15 protein-coding genes and 2 pseudogenes are annotated in these 11,034 nt (G+C 31.4%); 16 read left to right on the top strand and 1 reads right to left on the bottom strand.

Annotation, left to right across the window (positions count from 1 at the left end):
• Positions 1-85: 85 nt before the first annotated feature.
• From MKO96_RS28915 to MKO96_RS28905, 3 genes are all read left to right on the top strand, one after another.
• Positions 86-571 carry a hypothetical protein gene (locus tag MKO96_RS28915; RefSeq protein ID WP_240589316.1) on the top strand — a complete coding sequence of 162 codons (486 nt, stop codon included), beginning with the start codon at positions 86-88 and terminating at the stop codon, positions 569-571.
• Between the two features lie 195 nt (positions 572-766).
• Positions 767-997 carry a hypothetical protein gene (locus MKO96_RS28910; RefSeq protein ID WP_016135703.1) on the top strand — a complete coding sequence of 77 codons (231 nt, stop codon included), beginning with the start codon at positions 767-769 and terminating at the stop codon, positions 995-997.
• Between the two features lie 228 nt (positions 998-1,225).
• Complete coding sequence (locus MKO96_RS28905) at positions 1,226-1,525, top strand: hypothetical protein (RefSeq protein ID WP_240589315.1); 300 nt, start codon at positions 1,226-1,228, stop codon at positions 1,523-1,525.
• A gap of 73 nt (positions 1,526-1,598) precedes the next feature.
• On the opposite strand, the gene MKO96_RS28900 is transcribed toward MKO96_RS28905, so the two are convergent.
• Positions 1,599-1,748: a helix-turn-helix domain-containing protein gene (locus tag MKO96_RS28900; protein ID WP_240589314.1), complete on the bottom strand. Its 150-nt coding sequence runs from the start codon at positions 1,746-1,748 to the stop codon at positions 1,599-1,601.
• Between the two features lie 141 nt (positions 1,749-1,889).
• Here MKO96_RS28900 and MKO96_RS28895 point away from each other — a divergent pair, with 141 nt between their 5' ends.
• The 13 genes and pseudogenes from MKO96_RS28895 (at position 1,890) to MKO96_RS28835 (ending at position 10,885) form a co-directional block, all read left to right on the top strand.
• Positions 1,890-2,036, top strand: coding sequence for a helix-turn-helix domain-containing protein (locus MKO96_RS28895; protein WP_128975385.1), 147 nt, complete (start codon positions 1,890-1,892; stop codon positions 2,034-2,036).
• A 15-nt stretch (positions 2,037-2,051) separates the two neighbouring features.
• Positions 2,052-2,198: a hypothetical protein gene (locus MKO96_RS28890; RefSeq protein ID WP_154214403.1), complete on the top strand. Its 147-nt coding sequence runs from the start codon at positions 2,052-2,054 to the stop codon at positions 2,196-2,198.
• Positions 2,199-2,245: 47 nt separating this feature from the next.
• Positions 2,246-2,376 (top strand): annotated as a pseudogene (locus MKO96_RS28885) (IS200/IS605 family transposase); the annotation flags it as partial.
• A gap of 1,268 nt (positions 2,377-3,644) precedes the next feature.
• A complete protein-coding gene (locus tag MKO96_RS28880) occupies positions 3,645-4,202 on the top strand; it encodes a GNAT family N-acetyltransferase (protein ID WP_240589313.1) in 558 nt (185 codons plus the stop codon).
• A gap of 21 nt (positions 4,203-4,223) precedes the next feature.
• On the top strand, positions 4,224-4,475 hold the full coding sequence (locus tag MKO96_RS28875) for an acyl carrier protein (protein WP_016135698.1): 252 nt from the start codon (positions 4,224-4,226) through the stop codon (positions 4,473-4,475).
• Positions 4,472-4,915 carry a 3-hydroxyacyl-ACP dehydratase FabZ gene (fabZ, locus tag MKO96_RS28870; protein ID WP_240589312.1) on the top strand — a complete coding sequence of 148 codons (444 nt, stop codon included), beginning with the start codon at positions 4,472-4,474 and terminating at the stop codon, positions 4,913-4,915. The genes MKO96_RS28875 and fabZ overlap by 4 nt, the downstream gene beginning before the upstream one ends.
• Complete coding sequence (locus MKO96_RS28865; protein ID WP_229188543.1) at positions 4,908-6,113, top strand: beta-ketoacyl-[acyl-carrier-protein] synthase family protein; 1,206 nt, start codon at positions 4,908-4,910, stop codon at positions 6,111-6,113. Before fabZ ends, MKO96_RS28865 begins: the two co-directional genes overlap by 8 nt.
• Before the next feature lie 24 nt (positions 6,114-6,137).
• A complete protein-coding gene (locus tag MKO96_RS28860; RefSeq protein WP_240589311.1) occupies positions 6,138-7,100 on the top strand; it encodes a beta-ketoacyl synthase N-terminal-like domain-containing protein in 963 nt (320 codons plus the stop codon).
• Positions 7,097-7,810 (top strand): 3-oxoacyl-ACP reductase FabG, encoded by a 714-nt coding sequence (gene fabG / locus MKO96_RS28855; protein WP_016135694.1) that lies wholly within the window; start codon positions 7,097-7,099, stop codon positions 7,808-7,810. The genes MKO96_RS28860 and fabG overlap by 4 nt, the downstream gene beginning before the upstream one ends.
• Positions 7,811-7,840: 30 nt before the next feature.
• Entirely contained in the window at positions 7,841-8,770 is a 930-nt protein-coding gene (locus MKO96_RS28850) for an ABC transporter ATP-binding protein (protein WP_240589310.1), read from the top strand.
• Positions 8,767-9,642, top strand: a complete 876-nt coding sequence (locus tag MKO96_RS28845; RefSeq protein ID WP_128975382.1) for an ABC transporter permease — start codon at positions 8,767-8,769, stop codon at positions 9,640-9,642. The genes MKO96_RS28850 and MKO96_RS28845 overlap by 4 nt, the downstream gene beginning before the upstream one ends.
• Before the next feature lie 101 nt (positions 9,643-9,743).
• Positions 9,744-10,331, top strand: coding sequence for a 4'-phosphopantetheinyl transferase family protein (locus tag MKO96_RS28840; protein WP_164971108.1), 588 nt, complete (start codon positions 9,744-9,746; stop codon positions 10,329-10,331).
• Between the two features lie 261 nt (positions 10,332-10,592).
• Positions 10,593-10,885, top strand: a pseudogene (locus MKO96_RS28835) (transposase).
• The last annotated feature ends 149 nt before the right edge of the window (positions 10,886-11,034 follow it).

The raw sequence follows: 11,034 nt of genomic DNA, 5'->3' as shown, positions 1-11,034 counted from the left end.
CTTTCTTGAACTGTTTTCCTTTAAAATATCGCATGTGTAATTCTCCTCGCCTCTTTTTTCTAGATTGTAACTAGGTTAAGAAACTTTGCAACAGAACCTAGAAACTCAATTTTACAAGGAACTTCTAGATAAGTATGAACAAAAATTAGAGAGAAAGCTAAAAATAGAAGAATTGCAAAGGCAACAGGAAGAGTTGCGTATTCAAAAAGAAAGAATACGTAAAAATGAAGAAGAGCGTATTCGAGTTCAATTAGAAAAAGAAAAGTTGTATAAAAAACAAGAACTTTTAAACAAGGAGCATTATGAGCTACCGCACTTTACAAAAGAAGAAATAGAAGCTTTTCAAGATAAGTTTTGGGATGAATATAGATGTATCGATAAAGAAGAACGTACTGCTTACGAAAGAAAGTATTTCCCTTCAGGGCTACCGCAATGGTTTATGAAAAAAAAACTTAAACGTGAGGAGAAAGAAATTGAAGCGGAATTAAAACAGGAAAAAAGCAAGATTATAAAGGATAATGAAAACTCTAAAGAAAATAATGATGGATTTATTCAACTTACTTTATTATAAGAATGATCGTAGGCTAGGACCTTTATTGTGCAAAGCAGCATTTTCATGGACAAAGTGACGTGTAGTACAGTGCCATTACCAATATAAGAGAGGCACATTTATAGAAGTAGGATATATTATAAAAAGGGGATTTGAAATGAAATATAGTACTCTATCATTTGATTTTGAAAATAATATAGTTAAGGATGAAACAAAGTGGGGGAAGTATGGGATAAGTGCTTGATGGAACCGGATAGTTTTGCTGACTATGTATATACAGCTATTGAAAATGCGTCCCATCGTTATGAATTCACACATGATTTTGAACCGGAAGTATACATGTACAATATAGGAAGTTTATATAATGTTAATATTAGGTTAGGTAATGAAAAATATATATTTACGCTAAATTGTTCCGGTGAAAGTCAGCTCGTGTATGTAAAATAACATTTTTCTGTGAGGTATTCTATTTTTTTATTTTGATATAGCTAAAACGAGGTTATATATTAGAAAAAGAATAAAAATTCCTATATTAGGTAATATTTTATATGGATTTTATTTCCTAATGTGATAAAATATTAATCGCCAGTTTTTTTGATATTTTATAAATTAGATAAATCATTTATTCATGGACAGACATGGTACAGAACCATATTGAAGGTGGGGGGAAGTGAGATGGATTTAGATACCAAGAGATTTATCTATATTTTAGAACAAAAAATGACTACTTGTATGGAAAAGGTATTAAAAGTAATTTATTGTAGTGAGCAAAAACAGTTCGATCGAATTATTCAAGATGCTTTGAGTGATATTAAGATAATGATTAGTTTGACCCAAGTTTATATGTTAATAGACAAAGAATCTTCAAAAGACTTAAGACAACTTCAGAGTAAACTAATTCAAGGACGTATATATATTGAGAAGGAACTTATTACATTAAAAGTGGAGATTCGAAGAATGGTTAACACAACTTAAATTCATTTATTTCAATAATAAGTAATTGCGTTTTAAGTGTGATTTTAAGATAGAGAGAGTTTAATTATCTCATTCAAATTGGTATATAAATCATTAAAGAATCAAATGTAAATGCTTTTCTTACAGTATTTCTTGAGACACTTAATAACTTAGTAATGGATTGAATAGAATGTCTTTCTTGCTTCACCGCTCGAATTGCTGTCCACTTTTCAATCGTAATCATTCCCCTAAACAAACCCCTCTCATTTTGTCATGAGAGCATTGTATTTTTATTTTAGGGGTGGGTCAATTTTTATTGTAAATCTACAAAAAACCAGCCAGTCTATAATGAATCCATACTGATAATTTTGTAGAATTGTGGGAGATGATTAATCTGAAAAAGAAACAAGCAATACTATTGTTATATTTACAGGAGGGATACTCTAGACGAAAAATCGCGAAATTAGGTGGTGTAAATCGTGAAACTGTTAGTAAATACATCAATGAATATGAACAGAGTAAAGCTAACTAATTACCAGATTCAAACATGGATACTGGTGAGTTAATTCAAGCAATTGTTGAAAAGCCCAGTTATAAGAAAGGGCCTAGGAAGAAAAGAAAACTAACAGAAGAAATGATAAATAAGATCAAGCTGCATTTAGAAGAAAATCATCAAAAAAACAACGTGGCTTAAGAAAGCAATTAAAAAAATCAAGTGATATTCATGAAGCACTAGAACCTGAAGGATATTATGTGAGTACGGTCGGATTGAATGAAGCGACAATTAAAAAATATATTCAAGATCAGGAAAACACGATATAGCATTAGATAAATTAAGTGTAAAAGAATACACAGACCCTTTTAAAGGGTAGCATGTCATACAAATAGCCCTTCAGGGGTGGCGCAATAGAGGCTTGAATGTGGGTGAAAGCTAGCGCCTTTAGGCGCTGGCCGGTAGTATAGGCTTAACCACCCTTTAGAAGGGTGGTTATGATTCTTGGTAGTCATTCCTATCGTCCTCGTAGCATGGATGACTAATGAGGAATTTTGAGGGTTTATTTTTGTCCATTCTTAAATTATTCAGGAGAAATGGCAGTAAATAAAATCATCTCTTTTGAAGTTATCAAATTTTCACTTAAAAGCAGGGATTACATACTTTCCAAATAAGTCTAATATAAATGCTAGTTTACAAATGTACACTTTTGATTGAATAAATACGTCCAAAAATGATTGGGAAAGTCTAGGGAAACTATTGCTACTAAGCCATTTTAGCCCAAAATATACGTACAAGGGTGTCTGGTGTATACTGTTTTTTTACTTTTTCATGCATGTAGTTGAATTGGATTTGTGTAACAAAACCGTTTCAACTACATGTATGTCAACAACTGCAGCGTTAGCGAAAGGCGTTAGTACACATCTAGAAACAAAGAATTTCTGTCGATATTTAAGGCATTTCTGTACATCTTTATACAAGCGAAACTGTACATTTAAGAATAATCATTTACAGTCTAAGGATGAAAAAACTTTATGATGTTCTAATCCACTAAAATTCATTACTGTTATAAGGTTTGTAACAACTATTTCACGGTAAGACTGAATTTGTTTAATAACTACTCCTGATTACTGGATTAAAATTCTGTTTAAGGACTTCATATGAGATATTTTTCCCATGTGAGGTATTCATATGAATGTAGTGGAAAGAGAAATTTTTGTATTCTATAAATAAATTTCTATGATTGCATCGCCTTATCCTTCACAGATGTATACGTTTGATCCAACATTAGATTATAAGTTAGCCTAAGCAGTATGAAAACTGCATCTACTATTTTGCAATAGACATATCGTTTAATGTGGAAAAATCAATTTTATCCCCATAAACAATTGTCCTGCAAAATGAGAAGTGTTAAATAAAAGGGTGAAAAGGTAAAAAAGAACCTTAATGTTTTCGAAGGTTACATCATGAATTTTTGTGAAAATTCATGATGTTAATTATAATTACCATAAATGTATATATTGAAATATAAGGAAATAAATGATAGAATTACTTTAAGGTTGTATTTTACTTAATTTCAAATTTCAACCTATTTTGGAGATAATATGAATATATGCTTATTTTTATCTTTATGAGGAGGTGAATGTAATGCTAAAGGTTAAAATTTTAGAATCAGAAAAAGAAAAAAATGAACTTTATTCAATTAGGTATAAAACGTTTGTTGAGAAGGAAAAAACTATACCTGCTGAAAATTATGAAAATGGTTTATTAAAAGATGCGTATGATGAATATGCTTACCATTTAGGGTGTTATGAAGGGGATATATTAGTTGGTTTTTTTTCTTTAGTCGTGAAAAGGGGTAATGAGCTATTAGAAGTTGAGAAAACTCATAATTTAATGCCGAAAAAAGGTGAAAAATATGCAGAGGTTTTAAGGCTGGTAGTATTAGATACTCCCTATACAAAAACTGTATCTCTGAAGGGGAAAGTTTTAGAACTTTTATTTAACAAGGCGAAGGATGTTATTATTACTGAGAAAATCACACATCTTCTTTTACAAAGCAGAAGTACGGCAAAAAAGATGTATGAGAGAATAGGATTTTCACAGGTAGGTGATTATAAACTATATAGAGGTAAATCCTACCAATGTCCTATGAAATTAGATGTCATGAAAGTGAATCAAAGGGTAGTGGATATCCAAATATAGACGATGAAAGGATTGTTTTTAATGGACAAAATACAAAAAGAAAAATTGATTCAAATGATTGCAGAAGTTCTTGAGGTTGAAATTGAAGATATAAAGGATGACACAGATTTAGTAGAAGAGCTAGATGCAGATTCGATGATGGCTTTAGAGATTCTAGCTGGTATTGAAAAAGAGTTTCAAATTAAGATACCTGAAGAGGAACTACAGAAATTTACATCATTAAATAACATTATTTCTGTAATTGAAGAGAATAGTAAGGAAGGGGTATTATGAATTTTTTGACGCATGAGTATGTGTTAGATATATTGCCACAACGATATCCATTTCTTATGGTAGATAAGGTATTTGAGTTCGATGGCTCTAAAATGATATGTATTAAAAATGTTAGTGGGAATGAACCGTGCTTCCAAGGGCATTTTCCTAATAAGAAAATTTTTCCGGGCGTGTACGTAACTGAAGCGATGGCACAATCAGCTATTCTATTGTTTGCACAGCTAGAAGGTCCATCAGTAGAAACCAGAAACAATATTCCTCTTCTTTATCATACAAATATAAAATTTAAGAAAATCATTGTACCTGGAGATCAGCTGATGATAAGTGTAAGTGTAGTAAAGAAAATAAGCAAAGCCGCTATAGTGGAGGCTACAGTAAAAGTAAATGATATAAAATGTGCATATGGGGAATTAACGTTTACACTTTTGGGAGATGAATAATTTGAAAAGAGTAGTTGTCACAGGGACCGGAGCAATCACTTCAATAGGGATGAATTCTAAAGAATTTTGGGAATCTTGTATAAAAGGATTGTCAGGAATCTCCTTAATTAAAAAAGAGGGGCTACAGTTGCTAGCCCCTAAATATGGAGGGCAAATTCATAATTTTAACCCTTCTAAATTTACTAAGGTAAATGATTATAAATCAATAGGAAGAGGTTCAAATCTATTAATAGCCAGTATGTATGATGCTATAAATAACGCCAATTTAAATCGTCATACTTATGAGAAAGCAGATTTATTTGTTGGAACAACTATGGGAGAAATTGCTATTGAGATGACAGATTACAATCGTTACATAGGAAATTCTAGCCCACAGCACCTTCTAGATCAATCTTTTTTACATGGGTTATTAGCAAATGCTTGTAGAGAATTCTCATTGCAAGGAGAGACCATGTTAATTGCTAACGCTTGTTCTGCTGGGAACTATGCAATTATTCAAGGATATGAAAAAATAAGGAGTGGGGAACAAACTATTTGCTTTACAGCAGGAGAGGATCCTTTTTCGACTATAGCATATTATGGTTTTAATAGATTGAAAGCTATTGCTTCGAGTAAATGCAAACCATTTTCTAAAAATAGAGATGGTATGCTCGTTGCTGAAGGGGCAGGATGTTTAGTTCTAGAAGAATTGAACCATGCTCAAGAAAGGGGTGCTAATATCTTAGCAGAGATAGTTGGCTATGGAGTTTCTTGTGATGCAAATCATATTACCGCACCACACCCCGAATCCGCTGGAATCATACAATCTATGGAGAATGCGGTGCAAAAAGCAAATATTGAGCTAGAAGATATAGATTACATTAGTGCGCATGGTACAGGAACTCAAGCAAATGATAAAGCTGAATCTTTTGCAGTAAATACATTATTTAAGAGGAAAGTACCTATGAGTTCAATAAAGTCAATGATAGGTCATTCTATGGGGGCTGCAAGTCTACTAGAAGCAATTGTATGTTGTAACGCTGTGAACGAAAATACTGCTCCTCCAACAATAAATTTTGAAATAGAGGATGAAAATTGCGATATTGATTGTATACCGAATACGGCACGGAATTTTCATATTGAGTATGCCATGAATAATTCATCTGCATTTGGTGGGGCAAACTCTACCGTGATTTTTAAAAAATTTAGTGAAAACTGATGAGATGAAAGGATGAATATCAACATGAATATTATTGGTGTAGGTAAGGTTCTTCCTTTGAAAGTCAATGCTGATAGTATAAAGAGCGGCATGAAAATAAATGGTGTCAGCGAGCCTGAAGATTTTGATATAAAAAAATATATTAAATATAAAGGACTTCGTTCTCTAACAAAAGCCACAAATTTAGCCATTGCTTCAATTAGTGATGCAATAAATGATGCTGGTTTGAAATACAATCAGCATCGTCCAGAAAGAATTGGGGTCTTTGTAGGAAGTACATTAAATCCTACTGATGGAGCTCTTCATTTTATGTCAGATGTATATGAAACGACAGCAGATTTTGTTAGTCCGTTAAAATTTTCTAGCACGGTATTGAATAATATTTCAGGATGGGCCTCCATTGTCTATGGAATAACAGGAGTAAATTCTACAGTGATTTCTGGGAATCTATCTGGAATTGATGCATTAAAGATGGCTACGGAATATATAAATAATAATGTAATTGATGTTGCAATTGTTACAGCTGTTGAAGGAAATGAAGAAAATTCAATTTATCATTTAGGGAATAACATACATAATGTAAAAACTATTACGGGAGCTGTTACGGTAATTATTGAAAAGAATGAAGATAGTTATGCTTCGATTGAAAAGATTTATAGTTTTCAACATTATGAAGAGAATAGAGAGAAAATAATTTTAAAATTAGAAGAGGAGATGAAAAATAAGCAATTTAATAATCTAATTTATGGATCATCTAACAATAATGATGAACTAATTTCTGCTTACTTAAGAAATAGCATGGTGTCTCACAATATTAATATAATAAATACTGCAGAAAGTATAGGAACTTCGAATGCATTAAGTGGTTTTTTGAAATTAATTACTGCACTAGAGTTAAAAGAAAAAACATTAATTGTTGAAACGAATGAAATTGGTACCGACAGTATTTTAAAAATAAATTCAAAATCTAAAGAGGTTTCATTATGAAAAAAACAGTAATTATAACAGGTGGTACCGGAGACCTAGGACAATCAATAATTGAAAAGTTTTACGAAAATGATTATAACGTTTATTTTACTTACTTAAGTAATGAAGAAAAAGCTAACATGATTAAAAAGAAATATCCTGGAATTACTGCGGTCCGAGTTGATATTAGAGATTATCATCAAGTAAAAGAGTTTATAAATGAGATTTATTTAACCAATGAACGAATTGATTGTTTAGTAAATAATGCTGGAATTAATAAGGATAAAACAATAACATTCATGAATCAAAAATCTTGGAAGGAAGTCATTGATACTAATTTAAATGGCACGTTTAATTGTTGTAAATTTGTGTCTAAATACATGATCAATCAAGGTTATGGTAGCATTGTTAACGTTTCTTCTGTTTCTGGTATTAAAGCTATTGAAGGGCAGGTGAATTACAGTGCATCTAAAGCAGGAATCAATGGGTTAACAAAAACTTTGGCAAAAGAGTTGGGACGATATAAAGTGCGGGTTAATGCTATATGCCCAGGTTTTATTCACTCAGACATGACACGTGATTTAGAGGGAAGTACCCTGTTAAAAATGATTCCGTTACAGCAATTTGGTAGTCCAAGTGATGTGAGTGAATTAACCTATTTTCTTGCAGAAAGCAGTTCAGGATACATAACCGGAGAAATTATCACAGTTGATGGTGGTTTATCAATTTAGTTTAATAATTATCATATTGAGGTGGAACTAATGTCAAAAGAACAAACCATTATTAAAGTAAGTAATTTACAAAAAAAATATGGTGAATTTGAAGCTGTAAAAGGAATATCATTTTCTGTAAAAAAAGGTGAATTATTTGCTTTTCTGGGGACAAATGGAGCTGGAAAATCAACAACAATAGATATTTTATGCACTTTGCTCCAAAAAACTTCAGGTGATGTCTTGATTGATAACTATCAACTTGGTAAAGGAAACAATCATATCCGAAAAAAAATTGGTGTTGTATTTCAAGAAAGTTTACTAGATGAACGCCTGACTGTTTATGAAAATATTATTAATCGTGGTGAATATTATAATTTGAGTAAAATACAAATCCAAGAAAACTACGATTTCATTTCAGAGTATTTAAATTTAAGTGATATTAAAGAAAAAAGGTATGGTGCTTTATCTGGTGGACAAAGACGGCGAGCTGATATAGCAAGAGCTATTATTCATAAACCTAATATTTTGTTTTTAGATGAACCAACAACGGGTTTGGATCCGCAAACAAGGTTATTTGTTTGGGATGCAATTAAGAGGTTACAAGAAGAAACGAATATGACGATTTTTTTAACGACACATTATATGGAAGAAGCCGCCGTTGCTGATAATGTCGTAGTCATTAAAGAAGGGCGTTTAGTTGCGGAAGGTACACCTAGTCAATTAAAGGATAGGTATACTTTTGATAGTTTGCATTTAATATTTAATGATACATTTGATTATAAAACATGGTTAAAAGAAAAAAATATACCCTATACGTTGAGAAATTCAATTTATACTATTCGCGTATCGAGCACCTTAAATGCCTATGATATTTTAAAGGAATTAGAGGGGCAAGTAGAATCTTTTGAGGTTATTAAAGGTAGTATGGATGACGTCTTTATCAATATTATTGAGGGAAAAGGGAGCGTCATACAGTGAAATCTTTATTCTATTTGATTAGCAGAAATAATAAAATATATCGTCGTGATCGAACGTTATTACTTCTCTCACTATTGTCAGTGTTTATTGTGATTTTATTGTATGCAGTATTTTTGCAACAAACCCAAATTGACGCAATTAAAAAAGTTGTCGACCTAACAACAGCTTCTAAAGCAATGGTGAATGAGTGGATGGTCGCAGGACTATTATCTATTACGGCTGTAACGACAACGTTAGGTGCGTTTGGTATTATGGTCAAAGATAAAGAAAGTAAAAAAGCATTTGATTTTTTAACAGCTCCACTATCGAGAGCTACAATACAGTTAAGTTATGTTGTTAATTCATTTGTAATCGGATTGTTTTTTTCGTTACTTGCCCTCGTTGGCTGTGAAATATTTCTTGTCCTAACAGGCAGTGAAGTACTGAGTGGTATGGAAATGTTGAAAGTTATAGGTATTATCATTCTGTCAGTTGCCTTGTCTAGTTCAATTAACCTATTTTTAGTCCTTTTTATTAATACTCAAAATGCTTTCTCGACATTAAGTACAGTTGTTGGAACAGCTATTGGTTTTTTATGTGGTGTATATGTTCCTATTGGTGGCGTGCCTAACTTTGTTCAAAATATTATTATGTATTTTCCCATCAGCCATACGGCAGTTCTCTTACGGGAAATATTCATGAAAGATTCAATTCAGACTGTATTTAAACAGGCGACACCAGAACAAATACTAGAATATAAAACACATTATGGCATAGTATATGAATTGAATGACAAGCTTGTTAGTACAGCATACAGTTTGTGGATGATTATTATTACGATGATTGTATTTACTGTGGTATCTATTATGATCTTCAAAAGACAAAATAAATAACTATGCAAATATTTTTATTAGATATGGGTTTAATACATGAAAAACATTATAGTTTGTTAGATACTTGTATAGTAGAAAATAGGAACAGGTATTTTTCAAGTTTGAGTAAGCATAGAAAACAAACTATTTTTGCAGGAGATTTATTACTTCGTTACACTTTGCTGAGGATAGGAATTGATATTTCGAATATTAAAATATATTATGGTGAATACGGGAAACCTTATTTGAAAAGCGCTCCAGTGTATTTTAATCTATCTCATAGTAAGAATATTGTTGTATTAGGGATAGCTAAACAAGAATTAGGAATCGACGTTTTATATGAAAGAAAAATAAATGAAGGTTTTGTCCCATTTTTTTTTAGCGAAGAAGAACAGAGTTATTTACATGAATTAGAGAAAAGTGAAAAAAAAGAGTATTACTGGAATGCATTATGTTATAAAGAGGCATTTACAAAAAGAAATGGTGGACGAATTATAGACATGAGAAATAAACTCGTTTGTCCTAAGAATTTACAGTATGGACAAATAATCAGAATAAAAACAGATGGTAAAGAATTTGAAAGTTTATTTTTCAAGGAATTAAATTACCATATGTGTGTTATTGCTGATAAAATACCTAAAGAAACGAATTTTGAGATTTTAGATATGGATGCTATATGGAAGGAATTAAGTGCCTTCAATTTTATCTGAACCTTTTTTCGGGATAAATTCTGATCTATATAATAGAGATGTAATATCACCGTTTTTTCTTTGTATTCCTCCTGTTGTTATTTTCAATAAAATATTGAGGATGTATTATCTTTAAGTATATTGTTATCATATGCTATTTCAAAATTAGCATAACCTTAATTTATCTATCGAGATTTTTTGCACCTTCTTAATAAAACATGCATTTCTTTGCAAACCCTACGCATCTCACATGTGATGTGAAACCTAAGAGATAAGGGATGTATGTCCGAAAATTTCTCCGCTGGTCAACTAATACAAACAAATAAAAAATGGTCTCATCTGAAGCAAAAAAACGTGAAATTATTTCAAATTGGCTGAGAGAAGCATATATATCTAAGGCGAAATCTTATAATTGAAGGCTAAAACCAGCAGAACATGAGGATGTTTTAGAACAAGTACTAGCAAAAATTCACGAGCGTGAAATATGGATTCCTGAATATGAAGTAGAGAAGTACTATAAAGGGAAAATAAATAAATGGTATAACAAGATACAACCAAATGAATTGGATGAGTAAAAAAACAATTGGAGTATTCCCCAATTGTTTTTTTACAAACTGATGCTCCATACGGTTCTGTTGCAAAGTTTCTTAACAGATAAAAATTTAGGGTGAGTACAATTAAATCTTATGCAATTGTAAGTAATTTTTGCAATTCATTGTACGTT

The sequence above is a fragment of the Bacillus sp. ES1-5 genome, from assembly GCF_022487605.1.
GTDB lineage: Bacteria > Bacillota > Bacilli > Bacillales > Bacillaceae_G > Bacillus_A > Bacillus_A wiedmannii.
The sequence above is the reverse complement of the archived record's forward strand: the minus strand, read 5'-3'. Positions and strand labels throughout refer to the sequence as shown.

What these genes read in the sequence shown, in the direction of transcription:
- MKO96_RS28905 (WP_240589315.1), top strand. Translation starts at nt 1,226, where the DNA reads ATGGATTTAGATACCAAGAGATTTATCTATATTTTAGAACAAAAAATG.
- MKO96_RS28900 (WP_240589314.1), bottom strand. Translation starts at nt 1,748, where the DNA reads ATGATTACGATTGAAAAGTGGACAGCAATTCGAGCGGTGAAGCAAGAA.
- MKO96_RS28895 (WP_128975385.1), top strand. Translation starts at nt 1,890, where the DNA reads ATGATTAATCTGAAAAAGAAACAAGCAATACTATTGTTATATTTACAG.
- MKO96_RS28890 (WP_154214403.1), top strand. Translation starts at nt 2,052, where the DNA reads ATGGATACTGGTGAGTTAATTCAAGCAATTGTTGAAAAGCCCAGTTAT.
- MKO96_RS28880 (WP_240589313.1), top strand. Translation starts at nt 3,645, where the DNA reads ATGCTAAAGGTTAAAATTTTAGAATCAGAAAAAGAAAAAAATGAACTT.
- MKO96_RS28875 (WP_016135698.1), top strand. Translation starts at nt 4,224, where the DNA reads ATGGACAAAATACAAAAAGAAAAATTGATTCAAATGATTGCAGAAGTT.
- fabZ (WP_240589312.1), top strand. Translation starts at nt 4,472, where the DNA reads ATGAATTTTTTGACGCATGAGTATGTGTTAGATATATTGCCACAACGA.
- MKO96_RS28865 (WP_229188543.1), top strand. Translation starts at nt 4,908, where the DNA reads ATGAATAATTTGAAAAGAGTAGTTGTCACAGGGACCGGAGCAATCACT.
- MKO96_RS28860 (WP_240589311.1), top strand. Translation starts at nt 6,138, where the DNA reads ATGAATATTATTGGTGTAGGTAAGGTTCTTCCTTTGAAAGTCAATGCT.
- fabG (WP_016135694.1), top strand. Translation starts at nt 7,097, where the DNA reads ATGAAAAAAACAGTAATTATAACAGGTGGTACCGGAGACCTAGGACAA.
- MKO96_RS28850 (WP_240589310.1), top strand. Translation starts at nt 7,841, where the DNA reads ATGTCAAAAGAACAAACCATTATTAAAGTAAGTAATTTACAAAAAAAA.